This window comes from Gemmatimonadota bacterium, assembly GCA_030747075.1.
In the GTDB taxonomy this organism is placed as follows: Bacteria; ARS69; ARS69; order ARS69; family ARS69; genus ARS69.
In genome coordinates this window covers 61,897-81,487 of record JASLLL010000002.1, presented here as the reverse complement: position 1 = coordinate 81,487, position 19,591 = coordinate 61,897, and the positions used below count along the sequence as shown (strand labels likewise).

General features: G+C 66.4%; 13 protein-coding genes. 9 read left to right on the top strand and 4 right to left on the bottom strand.

The genetic code is table 11. The annotated features are described in order from the left end of the window. From QF819_01005 to QF819_00990, 4 genes are all read left to right on the top strand, one after another. Nucleotides 1-3,990 carry a C25 family cysteine peptidase gene (locus QF819_01005; protein MDP6801745.1) on the top strand — a complete coding sequence of 1,330 codons (3,990 nt, stop codon included), beginning with the start codon at nucleotides 1-3 and terminating at the stop codon, nucleotides 3,988-3,990. Between the two features lie 276 nt (nucleotides 3,991-4,266). Further along, nucleotides 4,267-5,424 (top strand): sulfate adenylyltransferase, encoded by a 1,158-nt coding sequence (gene sat / locus QF819_01000; GenBank protein MDP6801744.1) that lies wholly within the window; start codon nucleotides 4,267-4,269, stop codon nucleotides 5,422-5,424. Nucleotides 5,425-5,539: 115 nt separating this feature from the next. Continuing rightward, on the top strand, nucleotides 5,540-6,100 hold the full coding sequence (gene cysC, locus QF819_00995) for an adenylyl-sulfate kinase (protein ID MDP6801743.1): 561 nt from the start codon (nucleotides 5,540-5,542) through the stop codon (nucleotides 6,098-6,100). A gap of 205 nt (nucleotides 6,101-6,305) precedes the next feature. After that, entirely contained in the window at nucleotides 6,306-6,875 is a 570-nt protein-coding gene (locus tag QF819_00990) for a hypothetical protein (GenBank protein MDP6801742.1), read from the top strand. Nucleotides 6,876-6,942: 67 nt separating this feature from the next. Here the strand turns inward: QF819_00990 and QF819_00985 are convergent, their stop codons facing one another. Beyond that, the gene (locus QF819_00985) at nucleotides 6,943-8,739 is read right to left on the bottom strand and encodes a sulfatase-like hydrolase/transferase (GenBank protein ID MDP6801741.1); all 1,797 of its coding nucleotides are present in this window, start codon (nucleotides 8,737-8,739) and stop codon (nucleotides 6,943-6,945) included. A 118-nt stretch (nucleotides 8,740-8,857) separates the two neighbouring features. Between QF819_00985 and QF819_00980 the strand changes: the two genes are divergently transcribed. Both QF819_00980 and QF819_00975 read left to right on the top strand, forming a co-directional pair. Then, nucleotides 8,858-10,225, top strand: a complete 1,368-nt coding sequence (locus QF819_00980; GenBank protein MDP6801740.1) for a glycosyltransferase family 39 protein — start codon at nucleotides 8,858-8,860, stop codon at nucleotides 10,223-10,225. Beyond that, the gene (locus QF819_00975; protein ID MDP6801739.1) at nucleotides 10,222-11,565 is read left to right on the top strand and encodes a sulfatase; all 1,344 of its coding nucleotides are present in this window, start codon (nucleotides 10,222-10,224) and stop codon (nucleotides 11,563-11,565) included. The genes QF819_00980 and QF819_00975 overlap by 4 nt, the downstream gene beginning before the upstream one ends. Here the strand turns inward: QF819_00975 and QF819_00970 are convergent. From QF819_00970 to QF819_00960, 3 genes are all read right to left on the bottom strand, one after another. Beyond that, entirely contained in the window at nucleotides 11,516-12,928 is a 1,413-nt protein-coding gene (locus tag QF819_00970) for a hypothetical protein (GenBank protein ID MDP6801738.1), read from the bottom strand. The two genes, QF819_00975 and QF819_00970, sit on opposite strands and share 50 nt — an antisense overlap. A 1-nt stretch (nucleotide 12,929) precedes the next feature. Beyond that, nucleotides 12,930-14,972 carry a M3 family metallopeptidase gene (locus QF819_00965; GenBank protein ID MDP6801737.1) on the bottom strand — a complete coding sequence of 681 codons (2,043 nt, stop codon included), beginning with the start codon at nucleotides 14,970-14,972 and terminating at the stop codon, nucleotides 12,930-12,932. Between the two features lie 84 nt (nucleotides 14,973-15,056). Further along, entirely contained in the window at nucleotides 15,057-15,785 is a 729-nt protein-coding gene (locus QF819_00960; protein MDP6801736.1) for a DUF2270 domain-containing protein, read from the bottom strand. A gap of 152 nt (nucleotides 15,786-15,937) precedes the next feature. On the opposite strand from QF819_00960, the gene QF819_00955 reads away from it, so the two are divergent. From QF819_00955 to QF819_00945, 3 genes are all read left to right on the top strand, one after another. Further along, entirely contained in the window at nucleotides 15,938-16,897 is a 960-nt protein-coding gene (locus QF819_00955; GenBank protein ID MDP6801735.1) for an NAD-dependent epimerase/dehydratase family protein, read from the top strand. Next, nucleotides 16,894-18,105, top strand: coding sequence for a glycosyltransferase family 4 protein (locus QF819_00950; protein ID MDP6801734.1), 1,212 nt, complete (start codon nucleotides 16,894-16,896; stop codon nucleotides 18,103-18,105). Before QF819_00955 ends, QF819_00950 begins: the two co-directional genes overlap by 4 nt. A 227-nt stretch (nucleotides 18,106-18,332) precedes the next feature. Then, nucleotides 18,333-19,547, top strand: coding sequence for an MraY family glycosyltransferase (locus QF819_00945; protein ID MDP6801733.1), 1,215 nt, complete (start codon nucleotides 18,333-18,335; stop codon nucleotides 19,545-19,547). The last annotated feature ends 44 nt before the right edge of the window (nucleotides 19,548-19,591 follow it).

Genomic DNA, 19,591 nt, shown 5'->3' with positions numbered 1-19,591 from the left:
ATGCAAAAGCGGTTTCTCCTCCAGATTTCCGGTCTCCTGCCCCTGGCGGTGGCGGCGTCGTATGCTCTTGCGGCACCCGGTGAGGATCGCCTCTCGGATCTCCCCTTCGATCCGGCTGCGGGTCCGTCGCTGGAGGGAATCCCCGTTCAGCAGGTCGTGGTGACGACCCAAAGCCTCGCCGGTGCATTCCAGGATTACGCCGCACGCGAGACGATGCGTGGAATCCCCACGGTGGTTCGCACCCTCGTATGGATTGAATCGCGCTATGGGGGGGCGGACACGCCCGCTCGGATTCGTGCGTTCCTTCAGGATGCGCGAATGCGCTGGGGGACTCGCTGGGCGGTTCTGGGCGGAGATGCGGAACAGGTTCCAGTGCGCTATGTGCCGTGGATCGGAGGGATGCTTCCGACCGACCTGTATTACGAATGCCTCGATGGCGAATGGAACGACGACGGAGACTCCCTGATTGGAGAAGCTCACGGGGACAACCCGGATCTCCTGCCGGATCTTGTCGTGGGCAGGGTTCCTGCAAGGACACCCGCGGAGGTGGGGATCTGCCTCGCCAAGCTCCGGCGCTACGAAAAGGCCACTCCGGGAGATCATGCCACCCGGGCGCTCTTCCTGGGAGAGATGATCACCGGGCAACTCGACGGGCGGGACACCTGTCTGGAGATCGCGGACCTCCTGCCGTCCGGGTTTGAGTCCTCGGGGTTGTATGAGTCGGAGGGGATGTTGAGCGCCCACTCCGCCCGTGCGGCGCTTTCGGCGGGACATGGCGTGGTGTTGCACTACGGACACGGCTCCTACGACATCCTCGGTTCGGGTCCGGGGCTGGAGCTTCTCTTCCACCGGGATCTGGCCGAGGCCGCGGACGCCAGCGAGAGAAGGGCCGGTCTCTTCGTAACGCTGAGTTGCTTCGCGGGCGGGTTCGATCAGGATGCCGTGGTGGAACGGCTTCTTCTGCACCCGGACGGCGGCGCGGTCGCGACCGTCGGCAATGTTCGCGACGCATCCCCGATTGTGGATGCGGAGATGGCGCGCGTTTTCTTCGAGGAACTCCTTGCATCCGAGTGGGGCCGCCCGGCCGAAGCGATGGCGGCGTCGAGGGCGCGTCTTGTCTCCGAGAACCCGAACGCCTACCGCGTGTCCGGTGCCCGTCGCTTCATGTACTTCGGGCGGAGTTTTCTGGGTTTCCCGACGCTTTCGCTCCACCGGGGGGAGCCGGGGACGCTGCGCGTGGATCATCCGACGGTGTTGTCCGCGCGTCGCGCCCCCTTCCCCGTGCGTGTCACCGGGGCGGAAGACGGCCTGCCGGTGGAAGGTGCGCGCGTGTGCCTGTCGAAGGGGGACGAGGACTACGCTTTTGGCACGACCGACGAGACCGGGCGGGTGCTCTTCCAGTTTCGTCCGGAGCACCACGGCGTTGCGGACCTTGTTGTGACGGCACCGGGCCGGGTTCCGTATGATGCCGCGCTTCCCGTGAATGCGTCGGCGTCGGCGCATCTGGTGTCCGCCGGATGGCGAGGCGTCGGCGCGACGGGAAGCGGGGGGGAGTGGCGTGTTCAGCTGGCGGTGGAGAATGCCGGCAGGGTGGCCTCTCCCGGCGGATCGGTGAGCCTGTCGGCTGCGGGGGAAGGCGTGGTCGTCATGGATGGAGCGGGGAGCGTGTCGGTGGTCGCTCCCGGGGACACCGCGTGGACGACGGCATTCACCCTCCGGTCGGCCGCTTGCGCCACCGACGGAGACCGCCTCCCGGTCCTTCTTGACGGAGAACCCGGAAGCGGCCTCACGAGCGAGCCATACCTCTTGAGCGCGGAGCTTGCGGAGGTCGTGATCGCCGGGATGGAGATTCGCGGCGGGCGGATTCTCCCCCTGCTGGAGAACCGGGGTTCCGGCTCGTCGGGTGTGCTGTTCGCAAGCCTCACCGTCGCTGCGGGAGAGGGGAGTGTCGCCGAAGGGGAAGTCACCGCGGGAAGACTCGCGCCGGGAGAAGAGGTGCTTCTGGAGCCGGGATTCTCCGCGTCCGGCCCCTCCGGAGTCACCTTCCGTCTGGATGTCGAGTGCTCCCGGGGGACGCGCGTCACGCGCATCGTGAATCTTTCGCCCCCGGCGGGTGCGTCCGCCGCGTCCTCCTCTCCACGCCCGGAGAGTGCGGTGCTGTCGTGGACATCCGGCCCGTCGGGAGATACGGCGGGTTATCGGATTCTCCTCCCCGGGCGGCGCGGCTGGCGGGATGCGTTCGGGCACCTCCTGCGTCAGGGAAGCGTTGCGGAGATTCCGCTACCCGCCGGGAGTCGATCGGCCTTCGCGGTGATCGCGGTCGACTCCTCCGGGCTGGCGTCCCCGGACACGGCTTTCGGCGAAGCCCGCTCGAACGATCCCCTCCTGCCCGGGTGGCCGCAGCGGCTGGATTCCGTGGTGGGGCCGACGCCGCTGGTTCCCGCGGATCTCGACGGGGACGGTCTTCCGGAGATCGTGCTCGGGTCGATGTGGCCGTCGAATGCAGTGCATGTCTTTCGGGCGAGCGGATCGGAGTGGGTGGATGGAGATGCGGATCCCGCCACCGCCGGGCATTTCGGGACGACGGGCGGGCGGGTCAATGCCGCCCCTCTCGTGGTCGACCTCGACGGCGATGGCCGCGGGGAGATTGTCGCCGCGTCTTATGACGGCTTCGTGTACGCGTGGCGCACCGACGGGGCGAACGCCGCGCCGGACCCCGTCCCCGGGTGGCCCGTCTTCCACGCGGCCACAGGGCTCCGGAGCAGCCCCGTGGCCGCGGATGTGGACGGGGACGGCCTGCCGGAGATCGTGACCGTGGCGCATGACGGCCGGATTCGGGCGCTGGAGGCGGACGGGTCGCTCGTCCCCGGCTGGCCGCGGGTGACGGGTCGCGGCGGGACGGGATCGACTCCGGCGGTCGCGGATCTCGACGGCGACGGCCGGGACGATGTCGTCGTCTCGGGAACGGACAGTTTGCTCTATGCCCTCTCGGGTTCGGGCGAGGATCTCCCCGGCTGGCCGGTTGCGATGGGTGCGGAAGGGCTGGCCAGTCCCGTGCTTGCGGACCTCGACGGGGACGGGACTCTGGAAGTCATCGCGCCGGATGAAGACGGGCGGATTCACGCATTCAGGCTCTCCGACGGCGACGGCGACGGCGTGGCGGATTCGTGCCCCGGCTGGCCGGTCAGCGGAGCCTCTTCCGAGGCGACGATTCCCTCACCCGCCGTGGCCGACCTGGACGGCGACGGCTTCCCGGAGGTCATCGCCAACGCGAATCGACGCGTGTGCGCCTGGCGCGCGGACGGAACGCCCTTGCCGGGCTGGCCGATTCCCGCCGCCGGAAACGCGGCGAACTCGCCCGTCGTGGCGGACCTGGATGGAGACGGACGACTGGATGTTCTTGTCGGGCGCACCGACGGGACTCTCACGGCCCATGCGCCGGACGGAACGGTCGTCCCCGGTTGGCCGTGGTCGTTTACGGAGATCCCGTGGGCCACTCCCGCGGTCGCGGACATGGACGGCGACGGAGACCTGGATGTGCTCATCGGCGCGGACGACGGCCGGGTGAGGATTGTGGACGCTCCGGGGTCGGCGGCATACGGAACGGCTCCGTGGCCCGTCTATCACGGGGGAGCGGACCTGGCCGGGGTCTATCGCCCGCTGTCCGACGCGACCGCTCTTCCGCCCGCGGGAACTTCCGATTCCCCCGCCGTCCTCTCGCTGGCTTCTCCTTTCCCGAATCCCTTCCGGGATCAGACTCTCCTTCGGTTCGCGCTGCCGGAGACCGGTCCCGTCACGCTGACCCTCCACGATGTCGCCGGGCGCCGGGTGGCCTGCCTGCTCGACGAGCGCCTCCTGCCCTCCGGGGATCACTCCGTTGTCTGGGACGGCCATGCGGCCCGCGGGGGCCGGACGGCTCCCGGCGTCTACTTCGTGCGCCTGGCACTTCGGGGAGAGTCGGAATCTGTCAGGATCGTCCATCTTTGGTGAAATGACGCGCATCGGTTCAGTCCTTCCTTCACTCTGCCGACACTCTCTTCGTGTACGGAATTGACACGCGGGGCGCCGGTCGGTATCCTCCCCGGTCTTTGTGGCGGATCCGGGCTTTCCCGGCTGAGTGAAGCCGGGGGAATGAGTCTGTGGGCCGCCTCAAAATCGGACTGTGCCCGGGTTCGGTGTTTCCCCCCCGGAAGTGCTGAAACCGGGTATTTCGTGGAGTGAAGTGACTCGCCGTGCCGCTGGCGCGCGCAACCCATCGGAGATTTCATGAGCATCGAACCGCATGGCGGAACCCTGATCGACCGCTGCGTTACAGGGGCGAAGAGGGAACAGCTGATCGAGGAAGCCGCCGGACTGCCGAAGGTCCTGCTGAACGAATGGCAGGTCTCGGACCTGGACATGATTGCCTGCGGTGCCATGAGTCCGCTCACGGGTTTCCTCGGGGAAGCGGACTATCGCTCCGTGGTGGACTCCATGCGTCTCGCGGATGGAACTCCGTGGTCGCTGCCCATCTGCCTTCGTGTGGATGAAGGCGCGGCGGACGGGGCGGATCGCGTTGCGCTGTGCGCGGCGGATGGCGGGCTGCTTGCGGTGATGGATGTGGCGGAGCGGTATCACGCCGACAAGACCTCGGAGGCGGTCAAGGTCTACCGGACGGACGAAGACGCCCACGCGGGTGTGGCTGCGCTCTACTCGCAAGGAGATGTCGCGCTGGGCGGAGAGGTTCATGTGGTGAACCGCGTTCCGTACGCGGACTTCCTTTCGCAGCGACTGGACCCGGCCGGGATTCGTGCCGTCATGAAGGAGCGGGGCTGGGAGACCATGGTGGGCTTCCAGACGCGCAATCCCATTCACCGGGCGCACGAGTACCTTATCAAGTGTGCGCTGGAGATGGTGGACGGCGCGCTGATTCACCCGCTCGTGGGCGCGACGAAAGCGGATGACATTCCCGCCGATGTCCGCATGAAGTGCTACGACATCCTGCTGGAGAACTACTTCCCGGCGGATCGGGCGCTGCTCTCCGTGTTCCCGGCGGCCATGCGGTATGCCGGGCCCAGAGAAGCCATCTTCCACGCCATCACCCGGAAGAACTACGGATGCACCCACTTCATCGTGGGGCGGGATCACGCGGGGGTGGGCAACTACTACGGAACCTACGACGCCCAGAAGATCTTCTCCGAGTACGGACCCGGGGAACTCGGGATCACTCCGCTGATGTTCGAGCACTCCTTCTGGTGCAAGAAGTCGGGCGGGATGGCGTCGAGCAAGACGAGCAATTCCGGCATGGAGGATCGGTTCTTCCTGAGCGGAACCCGAGTCCGGGAAATGCTGGAGAATGGGGAGGAGATCCCTGTGGAGTTCACGCGGCCGGAGGTGGCGGCGGTACTTCAGGAAAGTGCGAAGTCGAAGGTCTCGTCCTCGTAGGCGAAGCGTCTGCGGGCGAGCGGTTTCTCCGGGGGGCGTCCTCGCGGCGCTCTCCGGTCGGTACGGTTTTTTTTCAGTCTTCCCTCGCGGAAAGAAGAGCCCCAAGGAGGTTTGGATGTCAGTACCCGGCTTCACCGTCTGGTTCACGGGCCTGCCCTGTTCCGGAAAGACCACCATCGCCGAGATCGTCGCAAAGCGCATTCAGGCGGAGTGTGGAAAGATCGAGATTCTCGATGGCGATGTCGTTCGCACGAATCTGTCGAAGGGACTGGGCTTCAGCCGGGAGGATCGTGAGACGAACCTCAACCGGATCGCTTTTGTCTGCGCCCTGCTGACGCGGAACGGTGTGCCGAACATTGCGGCTGCCATCTCCCCCTTCCAGAACTGCCGGGACTTTGCCCGGGACCTCATCGGGAACTATGTGGAGGCGTATGCCCGCTGTCCGGTTGAGAAGTGCATCGAGCGCGATGTGAAGGGGATGTACAAGAAGGCGCTTGCCGGAGAGATCAAGGGCTTCACCGGCGTCGACGATCCCTTCGACGAGCCGATCGATCCCGAGATCATCTGCGATACGGACAAGGAGACGGTCGAGGAATCGGCCGACCGGGTGATCGCCTATCTTCGGGAGAACGGTTACCTGCCGAAGGCTCCTGCCGAAGCCCCCGCCGCGGGATAGGCTCCGGAGCATCGGGTTTGCCCCCGGATGCGGGGCTGGCCGGGGAGTGCCTTCAAGGCGCTCCCCGGTTTTGTATCGTGGCATCTTCCGGAGCGTTCCCGTGCTTGCAGGAAGAACTTCCCGAAGATAAAGTGGTCCCCTCCAGCCTCCGGTCGATCCGAGCGGCGGGCCAGGGATTTCCAACTTTCGGGGGGGTGGTGCTTTCATGAAACGAATACTGGTTCTCGCAGCGCTTGTTCTCTTCTCTCTGGCGACAGTCCCGGGCGCGCACGCGGAGAAGTACGCCTGGACGATCAGCTCCAGCACGACGGATCCGTGCGCCAATACCGCGGCCCCGGCGATGGGGGTGGGGTTCTTTTCCCTGTGGGTCGGAGGGGACGGCGACTACACCGACGGCTGGTCCGCCGCCGAGTTCGACATCGGCGGAACGATGACGGTCTATGCGTTCCAGCCGGAAAACGGCGTCTTGAATGCCGGGGGAGCCACCAACCTGATGCTGGCGGTGGGAGGGTGTCCGGACACGGCCTTTGTCGCCGGAACGATCATGGCGCTGGACACAGGCGGAACGCTCTATCCGGAGGATTCGGCGATGAACGGTATCAATGTCACGGTGAACTGTGCCGCGACGGATATGTTCCTCAACGACTACATCGGGCTGTCTACCGACGGTTCGGCCCCGGTGGAGTCGGTCGGAAACCAGGAGGGCAGCACGCTCTGCGGGACGACTCCCCGGGAGTCGGAGAGCTGGGGCGGCGTGAAGGCGCTCTACCGCTAGTTCCTGCAGTATTGAATGTTGACCTGCCGGGGGGTGTCTTTGAGACGCTCCCCGGCAGTGGTCTGGGTCAGTGCCTGCCCGTTTCTTCGAGCATCCGCGCGATCTGCTTTGCCGCGTCGCTTTCGGGATCGATGCTCAGCGCCCGATCCAGCGCCTCCCGGGCTTTCGCCGGACGGCCCATCTGCGCCAGCCCCGTCGCCAGGTTCAGGTGCGCGGCCACCAGGCCGGGGTCCAACTGCAGTGCGCGTCGGAAGCTCCTCACGGCGTTTCGAGTCTCCCCGGCCCGGGCGAAGATCAGCCCTGCCTGGTTGTAGTAGTCCGCCACATTCGGATCCATCTCGATGGCGGCCCGGTAGGTGGTGAGCGCTGCCTGGAAATCCCCACGGTCCGCGTGAGACTTGCTGACCCAGTAGAGGGCTTTCCCGTTTCCGGGATCCTGCAGGAGGATCTCCTCCAGGAGCGCCACCCCCTCCTCCATGCGACCGGTTCGACAGAGTTCGATGCCGCGGTGCATCACGGGGATGAGATCGACGATCTCCTTGGGATCCCGTCGGGAGGTGACGGAGGTGCCTTCGTCTCCTCCGATGTATCCGAGGGCCATGAGCTTGTCGCGGGTCTCGTCGTCGACCGCCTCGCCCCGGGTCGCGGGGGCCGTCCGGGCGAGAGTCTCCGCAAGGCGTGCTCGCATCTCTTCGGCGCGCGGGGCGGTGTCGCGGTGGAGGTTCCGCAGTTCGTCGGGATCCGAGTCCAGATTGTAGAGTTCGGGTACGGGAGCCTGAATGTACTTCCAGTTGTCGTCCAAGAGTCCGGCCAGACGGGTCGCGCCGTAGGCGATCTCCGGTTCCAGCGTCTCGAACAGAAGCGGGCGCGAATCACGAGTGGTCAACAGGGATCGCCCGGGGAGCTCTTCAGGGAGAGGAAGCCCGAGGAGATCTCCGAGCGTCGGCAGGAGATCCACGGTGCGGGCGTCGTCGCTGCGGATTTCGTGCCCGAGGCGAGCGGTCCCGCTTCCCGTGAGGATCATCGGGACGCGGAGGGTGGTCTCGTAGACGAAGTAGCCGTGGCCGAACTCTCCGTGCTCGCCGAATGCTTCGCCATGGTCGGAGGTGAGCGCGATCACCGCGTCGCGCAAGGCTCCTCTTTCGTCCAGCGTCCCGAGGAGCCGGCCGAACTCACGGTCCGTATGGGCGATCTCGCCATCGTAGGGCGATTTCGGAAACGCGGCGTCCCAGGGAGCGGGGGGCTCGTAGTCGTCGTGCGGGTCGAAGAAGTGCGCCCACAGCAGAAAGGGCCGTTCCCCGATGCCAAAGTGCCAGGCGAGGGCGCGGTCGGTGACTTCCTGCGCGCGGCGTTCCAGCGTGCCGCTTCCCGCGCCGCGCATGCCCCAGTGGTCGTCGTAGCGGTCAAAACCCCGGGCAAGTCCGAAGTTGGAGTTCAGGACGAAGGTGGCGACGACGGCACCGGTCTCGTAGCCGAGCGACTTCAGGATGGTGGCGAGCGTGGGGGCTTCGCGCGTGAGGTTGAAGGAGTCGTTTCGCCGCGCCCCGTGTGAGCGTGGATAGAGCCCCGTGAAGATGGACGCGTGGGAGGGGAGGGTCAGCGGGTAGGGCGTACGCGCCCTGGTGAACTGAAGGCCGCGTCTGGCCAGCGCGTCGAGGTGCGGCGTGCGCGCTCCCGGGTGTCCGTAGGCGCCCAGGTGGTCGGGACGGAGCGTGTCGATCGTGACCACGAGGACGGATGCAGCACGCTTACCGGGGCCGCCGCAGGAGGCGGTCAGCAAGGGCAGTACGCAGAGTGCGGCACACGCCGCGATCCATCGCCGGGAGGCACCCGGGTGGTCGCGTAGTCTTGCGTCGTTCACCATGCAGGCTCCGGGGCGGGTGAACCGTCGTAAAACCGGACGGATTGCGTTCCGGGTGGCATAATCGCCCGATGAGTCGCAGCCGTCCACGATGGAAAATCGGGCAGGACGCGGGAGAGCCATGAACGGGCTGAAGAGTCGGGACGCCGCGCGCCGTCTCGCGTGGATCGTGGTCGTGTCGCTGGCGGTGAAGGTGGCCTTTCTTCCGGTTGTGGCCGACATGGAGTGCACCGGGGACCAGTGCTCCTTTCTTCATGCGGCGCGCGCCGTTCTGGCGGGGGACGGCTTCGACTACGGAACCGACGACTGGAGCGAGGGGCACACGCCTCCGCTCTTCGTGCTCTTCCTTGCCGGGCTGCTCGGACTGAGCGGCGGAAGCCTCTCGGCCGTGCGGTTCGCGCAGGTGGTGGTGAGCTGCGGTACGGTCGTGCTTGTCTTCCATCTGGCCCGAAGATGGGTGAGTCCGCGCGGAGCGCTCCTGGCCTCGGCAGGCGTGGCGATCTATCCGAACTTCATCGCCTATACCCAGTACGCATTCACTGAGACGGTGTTTTCGTGTCTGCTGGCGGCGCTGGTGTTGTCTCTGGTGCGCCTTCAGGAGCGAGGGCGCATTCGAGACGCGGTTCTGATCGGCGCGCTCTTCGGGATTGCCGCGCTCTTTCGATCGATGGTGCTCTATCTGCTTCTGCCCGTGGGCGCGTGGGTTCTCTTCGGGGCGCGCCGCGAAGGGTGGCGCGCGCTGGTCCGGGCGGCCGTCATCGTGTTCGTGATGCTGACCGTCATTTCTCCGTGGGCGGCATACAACAGGGCGCGCTTCGGGAAGAGTCTCCTTCTGGCGACGAATGCGGGCAATGTCGTCTACAGGAATCTCAATCACTTCCCTCCCGAGAACTACGATTACCGGGCCTTCCGCCGGACGGAGTGGCGTCCGGATCAGCGTCCATGGGTTCGTTCGCGGGCGGAGAATCCGGTGGACCGTTACCAGGAGGACATTCGGGCTGGCATGACCTTCGCTCTGGAAAACCCCGCCACGACGGCGCGCTACGCATGGATCAAACTGCGTGGGCTCTGGAACCCGGGGTCGTTTCTCCTGCGCTATCTTCACAGCGGTGTCTATGGGGAAGTGAACGCGGGGATGATCGCGTTGTGGACCGTTCTCGCGGTGGGGAGCTTCATGCTGGCGGTCCTCGCCGGGACGCTGGGGATCGCGGGGGCGCGCGCCGGGCCACTCCGTGTCGCGGTGCTTCTTGTGATCGCGTACTGGCTGGCGATTCACGGAATGACGCTGGGGATGTCCCGCTACCGGCTTCCGCTCATGGTGTTCTTCCTCCTGGGGGCGGGGGCGTTTCTCGATGATCCGCGAGGCTGTCTGCGGCGCCTCCGGGGACGCCCGCTGACGATGGCGGCCCTCGTGCCGTGGGGGATTCTACTGGTGTCGTCGTGGTTGCTGTACGCGCCGATTCTATGGGGCGGAGACCGAGCGGGATGATTTCTCGCGCCGTGTTTCGTGTCGCGTGGGTGGCCTTCGCGTCGGCGGCGGTCCTTCTGTCCGGCTGCGAGAGCGCGCCCCCGGCGCCCGGCGTGGTCGTGATTCTCGTGGACACCCTGAGGCCGGATCGCCTGGGCTGCTACGGGGCGGACCGCCCGACCTCGCCCTCCATCGACCGCCTCGCGTCGGAGTCCGTGCGGTTTGCCCGGGCCCGGGCGACAGCGCCATGGACGCTCCCCTCGGCGGCGTCTCTGTTGACCGGACTCTATCCGTCCGCACATGGCGCCCGCACCACGCGCAGCATGATCCGGGAGGACGCGGTGCTCCTGGCGGAGGTCTTTCGCGCGGAGGGGTTTGCGACCGGGGCCGTGGTAAGCCATGTGTTCGTGGGGTCGAAGTTCGGGTTCGGGCGTGGATTCGATGTCTTTCTGGAGGCGGAGGCGCAGGGGCATTCGCACATTTCGACCGACGGCGTCACGCGGGAGGCGATCGCCCTTCTGGAAGAGTATGCGGCGAGTGGCGCGTCGTTCTTCCTGCTTGTGCACTACTTTGATCCGCACGATGCATACCTGGATTTCGAAGGCGCGGACTTCGCGAAGGGGCCGCCGGGGAGGATCGGATCGGGGATGGCGCTGTCCGAAGTGCGGTGGTTGCCCGACGGGCTGAGTCCGGATGAGGAGCGCCGTCTTCGCGATCTCTACGACGAGGAGATTCTCCGGACCGACGGAGGAATCGGCCGGTTGCTGAACGCGGTGGACACCACCGGGCTGTCAGCGAGAACCACCGTCCTCCTGACGGCGGATCACGGCGAGGAGTTTCACGAACACGGGCGACGGGGACATGGCCGGACGGTCTATGAAGAACTGATGCGCGTGCCCCTGATGGTGCGGGAACCGGGCGGGACGCCGGGGACCGTGGACGCGCCGGTGTCGCTGGCGTCGGTGGCGCCTTCGCTGCTGGAACTTGCGGGGCTGGATCCCGCGGCGCTCGGGGCGCAGACGCCTTCGCTGGTTCCGTATCTTCGCGGGGAGACGGTGGATGCGCCGGACCGGATCCTCTGCGAAAGCGACTATGTCGCTCCGGAACGGTTGCGCGCGCTCGTGAGCGGCCGCTACAAACTGGTGCGGGAACTCACCACAGGGTCGTCGGCTCTCTATGACCTGGTCGCGGACCCCGGGGAGTTGCGCGATCTCTCCGGGGCGAGCCCGCAAGTGACCGCGCGCATGGAGGCGGAACTCGAACAGGAACTTCGCCGGGTCGTCCGGGCGGGACGGGGGCGAGGCGTTTCTCTCACACCGGAGAAGGAGGAGATGCTCCGCGGTCTCGGATATGTGGAATGATCCCGCGAAGTGTCAGTCCGCACAGCACGACGAAGAGAGGTTCGCCGAGGAACCGGAATCGGTAGTTCTCGCCGACATCCAGCGAGTTCCCCACAGCGGCGATGTACGCCACGGTGCCCAGCGCGAAAAGGAGAGTCGCTTCCGCCGGGTCGGACAACCGTCGTCGTCCGGCGCTGCGCAGGAGTCGGCGGAAGGTCACGGCAAGCACTCCGAACCAGACCCCGGCGAAGAGAAGCCCTTTGCCGGCGTGCGGAAGCTGAAGGAGCGCATCGAGGCGCGGGATTCTGGCTCGATTGTCCGCAAGAAACTCTCCGCTCCATGAGGCACGGAACGAGTTTCGCCAGGCGGTCCGGAGTCCGCGGGCGTACCAGAGGGGGTGGCGGCGGATGACGGTGAGCGCGTCGGCGAGATAAGCCCGGGACACGCCGGGGTAGGCCGCGTGATGGAAGTTCGCCTTTCCGGTCGACTTGAACTCCTCGTCCAGAACGGGGACTCCCGTGGGAGGGAGAGGCGTCAGGAGCTTTCGGACCGCCGGGAGGGGGCGGAAGGGCGGAACCAGCGCGAACCCGGACAGTTCCCCCTTGCGCACCATGTTCTTTCGCGCTTCCGGTTCTCCCTGCATGACGGTGATTTTCGCGAGGCTCATTCCCATCCAGGTGCTGCCCGCGAACTGTCCGGTCATGGCGGCGGTCTTGGCATACCACCCGCCGACCAGCAGCAGCGGTATCAGCGAGAGGCGAAGGGCGCGGCCGAAGCCGACGCGCGGATGGCGGGCCAGGACGAGGATCACGGCGACCATCCATCCCGGGTGGAAGAGGCTCCGCATGAGCGCGATGGCAGCGAGGATCGCGAAAAAGAGGACGCCGTCCCGGTTGCGGTCTGACTCCAGAAAGCGGAAGAGCGCGAGCGCCGCCAGCACGAGGAGCGTCGCGACCGGGTAGGCGTAGAAGAGGTGGTTCTCCCGAAGGAGTGCGGCCGGTCCCAGCGAGAAAAGGAGTGCGGCCAGCGGGCTGATCCAGCGGCCCGCGCCCAGTCGGATGGAGAGCCGGAATACGGACAGGCAGAGGAGAAGTCCGCAAGCCAGATAGGCAGCGTGGAAGATCGGGGCGCGCAGGCTCTCCTCAAACTGCATCACCCCCGCGAGGAAGGCGTTCATGAGAGGCGGTTGTGCGTGCAGGTGCCAGAGGCTCTCCAGCGGGCGATCGCGCAGGAGAGCCGGATCCAGATACTGATGGAAAGTCCCGAGAGGAGACGCGTCGAACCGGACGCCCCGCTGCCAGGCGAGGGCGCGGGACACCGCGAAGGTGACCGCCAGCGCGATCAGGACGAAGCGACCGCGTCGCGTCTCCTCTGCGCGGGGCATGTCAGTCCACTTCCAGACCGAGTTCTTCCAGGAAGGCGCGGTTGTTCGGTTCACGCCCGAGGAAGTTCCGGATCAGGTCGCCTCCGTCGAGAGTTCCGCCCTTTTCGAGGATCTCCTTCCGGTAGCGCATTCCCACTTCGGGGTTCAGGATTCCCGCGTCGCGGAAGGCCGTGTACATGTCGTCTCCATAGACCTTCGACCAGAGGTAGCCGTAGTAGCCGGCATCGTATCCGAACAGGTGCCCGAAGCCCGCCTGAAGATGCGTCCCCGGCAGCGGCGGGAATCCGCAGATGGGGTGCAGCTCCTCCAGGATGTCGGTGGTGTTCTTGGTCTCGCCGGGTGCGTGGTATGCCATGTCCAGCGAGGCGTAGAAGACCTGCCGGAGCGCGCGGATTCCCTCGTTCAGGTTCTTGGCCGCGACCATGGACTCCACCATTCCCCGCGGGATCGGTTCTCCCGTTTCATGGTGCCCGGCGAACCGTGCCAGCACATCCGGTTCCCAGATCCAGTGTTCCAGATTCTGAGAGGGAGCCTCCACGAAGTCCCTCTCGGTGGAGGAACCCGCGAAACGGATGGTCTCCGCGCGCGTCAGGATCTGGTGGAGGATGTGTCCGAACTCGTGGAACATCGTCTCCACCTCGTCGTGCGTGAGGAGGGAAGGGGCGTCATCGGTAGGCTTGGTGACATTCGCCACGATGGCCGACACCGGGATGATGCGCCGCCCGGCTTCGTCGTGTCCGCCGCTTCGGAGCGTGAAGGCGGCCGCGTGTGAGAACTTCCCACTGCGCGGGAAGAGGTCCGTGTAGAAGTAGCCGATCAGATCTCCGGTCGCCGCCTCGCTCACTTCAAAGAGCTGCACATCCGCGTGCCACGCGTCCGGATCCTCGACCTCCCGGTACACCAGCGAGAACATCTCCTGCGTGATGGAGAAGAGTCCGTCGAGAACGCGGCCCAGCGGGAAGTACTGCGCGACCTCCTCCGGGTCCACCCGGTAGTCCGTTCGCAGGAGGCGCGTGTGGTAATGGCGCCAGTCCCAGTAGTCCACCGTGCCGTTTGCGTCTTCCTCGCCGAAGCGGTCGTAAAGGAGTGCCATGTCCTGATCGAACTTCGGGCGGAGCTTCTCGGCAAGATCCACAAGGAACTCATCCACCGCGTCCGGGTTCCCCGCCATGCGAATCTCCAGGCGGTAGTGCGCCCAGGATTCATACTCCAGCGTCGTGGCCACGCGGTCGCGCAGAGCGATCGCCTCTTCCAGCAGTTCCAGATTCTCCGGGTAGGTGGAGTTCCAGTTCATTCGAGTGAGCTCTTTGCGAAGGTCCTCGTCGAGGGAGTTCTCCATGAACGGGACCAGCTCCGGGTAGTCGAGACTCACCAGGTAGTTGCCCCGGGAGTCCTGATCCAGAGTCTCCAGATAGCTCTCGGAGAGCCCCCCTGTCCGATCCGGCGGAACCTCGATACCGTCTTCCCACTCCGCCAGATTCCGGTCGAACTCGAGGCCGATCTCCACGAGTCGGTTCTTCATTTCCTCGACGGCATTCCGGGTTTCCTTGCCGAGACCGAAGCCGTTGCGGCGAAAGTCCCGGAGTTCGAGCTTGAGAAACCGCCTTCGTTCACCGGTGAGGCTCGCCGCCTCTTCGGTACGGGAATAGGCTTCGACCGCCCGGTAGATGTCTTCGCGGAAGCCACACGCGACCTCGTACTTGTCCAGCAGTTCCTCCTGCCCCCGGGCCGTGTCGCGGAGCACTTCGTCCTCGGCGACATAGCCAAGGAACGCGAGGCGCCCGAACGCTTCGCCCAGGATTCCCCCCGTGCGGTCGAGGGGACGCATCGTGTTGTCCCAGGTGCGCACGGCGTCCGGGACTCCGGCGACGGCGGCCAGGAGTTCGTCCGCCGCCTGGCGAGCGGCTTCGCATCCGGACACGATGGCCAGGGAGTCGACGGTCGTATACGCCATCAAGGGAGCGCGGTTCGGAGAGGCGGAGGCGTGTGCGCCCGACGCCATGATGAGGAGAGCGGGCAGGAAGCGGAAAGCGAACAGTCTCACGGCAAGATCCTCAGGTGGAAGGGGATGGACGAGTGAAGGTGACCGATCCGGGGACTGGAAGCAAGCCGGGGCGCATCAAGGCGGTTACTGCTCCTCCTGAACCTCCTCGCCGAGCCCCCAGTGCTGTCCGTGAAGGGCGGTGGCGGATCCGGGGACCAGATAAATAAACGCCAGTACGGTATACGCAAGCCACACGGCCACGACCGTGATCCACCATGGCACGATGCCGACCTCCATGCGCTCCGTGACATCCGCAAGGGCGCGCGTCGGAACCGGATGGATGAAGAGCTTGGACAGCCACGCAACGAACATCACCAGGAAGAGCACGACATAGTTCGAGCGGAATCGTTGATGGAGCGCGTGCCACCGGCTCATCTTGAACTTGGGGTGCGAGAGGTCCATGGCGACATCATCTCCCCAGAGCGGGTCCGGAGACTCCAGCCGGCGCGTGAGGAGCGGGTTGAGGAAGTTCTCCTCGATCTTGCGGACGCGGCTGCGCCAGACATCGAAGAACCGGTACCGGCGCGACTCGATCCACAGGAACGAGAAGAGCAGGACCTGTCCGAGCAGGAGAACGAGATGGCTGGAACCGGGATGGCCGAAAGAGAATGTGAGGAGACCGCCCGTGGAGAGAATGGCCCAGTTGGTCGTGTTGTCGAGGCGAAGCCGCCACGCGGTGGCCCGGTGCATCTCTCCCCGGTAGAAGTGAACCATGGCCGAGATGTACTCAGCGCGAGTGAGAGCCCCGCGCTCCAGATCCACACGGCTCGGAGGACAGTCGGACAAGGGCGGAATCTCGGAATCTGACGGCATTGGAACTACCTCCCGCACGCTCCGCCGGAGTCTGAACCACCCGGGGCGGCGGGTCAACCGTCCGGGACGGCCACTCTCAGCAGGTTGCGTTCTCCGGGCGAGCTTGGCAAGATAACAGACTTGCTGCGCACTTCTCCCCCGGAGGCCGAAGAATGCGAGACTGGTCGGACAGACGCGTCGTCGTAACGGGCGGCGGCGGCTTTCTGGGGCACCATCTGGTGAGCCGACTGTCCGAGGCGGGGGCGCGTGTCACGGCTCCTCGTTCCCGGGATTGCGACCTCCTCCGGCCCGAGGAGGCGCGAGAACTTCTGGCCGGGTCGCCCGATGTCGTCTTCCATCTGGCGGCCCGCGTGGGCGGCATTCAGGCGAACCGGCTTCGGCCCGCGGACTTCTTCCGGGACACTCTCCTGATGGGGCTTCATGTGCTGGAGGGCGCGCGGACCGGGGGAGCGGGCGTGGTCGTCCAGGCCGGGACGGTGTGCAGCTATCCGGCGGAGACTTCCGTTCCGTTCCGCGAAGGCGCGCTCTGGGACGGCTATCCGGAGAGAACCAACGGTCCTTATGGCATCGCCAAGCGCGCGCTGATCGCCGGATCCGACGCCTATGCGCGGCAGTATGATCTTCGCGTGGTGAACCTGTTGCTCCTGAATCTGTATGGAGAAGGAGACTCGTTCGACCCGGAGACTTCCCATGTGATTCCCGCGTTGATCCGCAAGTGTCTGGAGGCGGTGGAGTCCGGAGCGACGGAGGTCACCGTCTGGGGAGACGGGTCGGCGACCCGAGGCTTCCTCCATGTTCGGGATGCGGTGGAGGGGATGCTGGCCGCAGCGGATGCGGTCCCGACTCCGGACCCGGTCAATCTGGGGTCGCCGGGGGAGATCCGCATTGCGGAGCTCGCAAGGAAGATCGCGAAGTTCTGCGGGTTTCATGGAGCGCTCCGTTTCGACGATTCGCGCCCCACAGGGCAGGTTCGGCGTTCGCTTGACTGTTCCCGGGCGACCGAGCTTTTCGGGTTTTGCGCCCGAACCTCGCTGGACGACGGCCTTCGCCGGACGATCGAGGCGTACCGTGCGTCCCGGAAGTGCGTCAGTGTTCCCGGGGCCGGTGCGTGAGTCGCGTGTCCCACTGGCCGATGCACATCCTTCTTGTGAACCAGCACTACCCTCCGGAGAGCGGGGCCACGGGGGTTCTGGCGGAGGCGCTCGCCGCGGAGCTCGTGGCGCGCGGGCACTCGGTGACCGTGGTGGCGGGGCACTCCGGCGGGGTGCCGGGGTCTGTCGACTGCGACGGCGTGCGTGTTCTGAGGCATCGCGTGCCCGAGAGGGGCGCCGGAGGAATCAGGCGGCTGGCACATTACGCCGCGTTTGCCGCGCGCCTTGCGATTCTTCGCAACCCCGGCCGGGTGGATGTCGTCCTGGCGTTTTCCTCGACGCCCGTGCTCGGGGGCATCGGTGCGGTGCTTCTTGCACGGCGCCTTGGTGCTCCCCTGGTGTATGGCGTGCAGGACCTGCATCCGGAGGGGGCGCTCGCCATGGGTGTTCTTCGGGACGGCGCCGCCACCGCGATGGCCACGCGCCTCGACGGAATCGCCTGGCGTGCGGCCGCTCGCATCGTTCTGGTGGGGGAGTGCCTTCGCGTGGGGGCCGCCCCCCGGGGAATCGCACGCCGGGCTCCGGTCGTGATCCCGAACTGGGCCGATACGACGCGGGTCGTCCCCGCCGATCCCGGGCCGCACCGCCGCCGCCTGGGAATCGACTCGGAGGCCTTCCTGGTGGGGTACTCGGGGAATGTCGGACGGGCGCAGGATTTCGACACGATCCTCGCGGCGGCGCGAATCCTCGGGCGTGAGGGTGGTCCCCGGTCGATTCGCTTTCTGATCACGGGCGACGGCGTTCGGGCGGAGGAGATCCGGAGGGAGGCGGACGCGCTCCCGAATGTCATGATCATCCCGCCCGTGTCCGGTACGCAGCTCTGCGAATCGCTGGCCGCGGTCAGTCTTTCGCTGGTGCCACTTCGCGCGGGTCTGGGTTCCTGCTGCGTTCCAAGCAAGGTGTACTCCGCACTCGCCTCCGGTCGGCCGGTCGCCGGGATTCTGGAGGGCGGGAACGACGCCGCGCGCATGATCCACGAGGCGGACTGCGGGTTCTGTGTGCCGCCCGGCGATTCCATTTCGCTTGCTGCGCGCATTCGCGAACTTGCCACGCAACCCGATCGCGCGGACGAGATGGGTCGGAACGCGAGATCGTATGCCGAAGCGAACGGCGGGCTCGATCGCGCGGCTTGCCGGTACGAAGCGGTTCTTCGACGCGCGATCCTGTGAGCAGGTTCCGCTCAAGTGCAAAGAAGTTCTTGCCGAAATGCTGGGGAAGCATGATCCTTCCGGAGTCCTGATTGCACAGGATGGTGGAATCAGGGCAGGCGGTCCCCCATCGCTTGCAGCACAGCTTTTCCCCCCCATGAGGTTGATGAGGTTCCGGCCCCCGTGCGGAGGCCGGCGTGGTTTGAACTGAGTCGGCAGGGGAAGACAAGAGAGCGAGGGTGTGGAGTATGGCCGGATTCCAGTTCGTACTTCTGGCAGCGTCGTTCGCTGCGGCATTCGTGGCCGTCCCTGTCGTCAGGCGGTTCGGGCGGGCCATCGGTCTTCTTGACGAACCGCACTCCCGAAAGTTGCAGCGCGTTCCCGTGCCTCGCACCGGTGGCATTGGGGTGGTAGCCGGGTTTTCGGTCGGAGTGTGTCTTCTCCCCGAAGGCGCGTTCTCCCCGGGCGTGGTTGCGTTGCTGACGGGCGGCGCCATCATTCACCTCACCGGCATTCTCGACGACCGATTCGACCTGGCGCCCTGGGCGAAGCTCACGGGGCAGGCTCTGGCGGGCCTTGCGGCGATTGCCGGCGGCGTGGTGCTGCGAGAGGTGGCCATTCCCGGTGGAGCGGTCTGGCATCTCGGCGTCCTTGCCGGGCCTGTCACCCTCTTCCTGTTTCTCGGGTTCATCAACGCCATCAACCTTGCGGACGGTCTGGACGGCCTGGCGGCCGGTGTCGTTCTGGTGGGTGCACTCGCGGTCGCGTGGGTGGTGACGGTCTCCGGCAACCCGGTCATTGCATCGCTCGCACTCGCCCTGGCCGGTGCAACGGCGGGCTTTCTCCCGCACAACTTCTTCCGCGGGCGGACCTTCCTGGGGGACTCAGGGAGTATGCTGATCGGATACCTTCTCGGGGGGACGGCCATTGCCGGCTCCGGGGGCGCGTCCGGCACCGCTCCGCTGTTTGCGGCACTTGCCGCCGTGGCGCTTCCGGTGCTCGATACGGCGACAACGATCGTGCGACGGCACCGCAGGGGACAGGGTGTCTTCGCAGCCGACTCCATGCATCTGCACCACCGGCTGATTCGTGCGGGATTGGGTCCGCGGCGCGCGGTGGCGGTCATTCTGGCGATCACCGCCGTGATTGCGGGGCAGACGGTGGCGTCGCTCTCAGGGGGCGGGGTCGTACTGCGGATCGCGAGTCTTCTTCCTGCGGCGTTTCTCTGCGCGACCTGGAAGCGGCGTGTCGCGCGGCCGGTCACCGACGACGCGGGGTTCCGGGAGGTCCTCCTCTACCTTCTTGGAGCGCGGGACGGCCACGGGCCGAGACTTCGCGGAGATCTGGAGATCGTGGATATCGTGCGGGCGAATGAGGCTCGGGAGGGAGCAGCCGAGGTGGCTTCCGCGGCGGGAGAACCCACTCCGTCGTGGGAGGCCGGATCCAGGCTTCGCGCGGGATAGGTCCAGGGGCCTGTGGCCTTTGGCGGGTCCCGGTGTGGTAAGCT

Coding starts and splice junctions, on each gene's coding strand:
- QF819_00985 (MDP6801741.1), bottom strand. CDS start 8,739: ATGGTGAACGACGCAAGACTACGCGACCACCCGGGTGCCTCCCGGCGA.
- QF819_00955 (MDP6801735.1), top strand. CDS start 15,938: ATGCGAGACTGGTCGGACAGACGCGTCGTCGTAACGGGCGGCGGCGGC.
- cysC (MDP6801743.1), top strand. CDS start 5,540: ATGTCAGTACCCGGCTTCACCGTCTGGTTCACGGGCCTGCCCTGTTCC.
- sat (MDP6801744.1), top strand. CDS start 4,267: ATGAGCATCGAACCGCATGGCGGAACCCTGATCGACCGCTGCGTTACA.
- QF819_00960 (MDP6801736.1), bottom strand. CDS start 15,785: ATGCCGTCAGATTCCGAGATTCCGCCCTTGTCCGACTGTCCTCCGAGC.
- QF819_00990 (MDP6801742.1), top strand. CDS start 6,306: ATGAAACGAATACTGGTTCTCGCAGCGCTTGTTCTCTTCTCTCTGGCG.
- QF819_00970 (MDP6801738.1), bottom strand. CDS start 12,928: ATGCCCCGCGCAGAGGAGACGCGACGCGGTCGCTTCGTCCTGATCGCG.
- QF819_00980 (MDP6801740.1), top strand. CDS start 8,858: ATGAACGGGCTGAAGAGTCGGGACGCCGCGCGCCGTCTCGCGTGGATC.
- QF819_00945 (MDP6801733.1), top strand. CDS start 18,333: ATGGCCGGATTCCAGTTCGTACTTCTGGCAGCGTCGTTCGCTGCGGCA.
- QF819_00975 (MDP6801739.1), top strand. CDS start 10,222: ATGATTTCTCGCGCCGTGTTTCGTGTCGCGTGGGTGGCCTTCGCGTCG.
- QF819_01005 (MDP6801745.1), top strand. CDS start 1: ATGCAAAAGCGGTTTCTCCTCCAGATTTCCGGTCTCCTGCCCCTGGCG.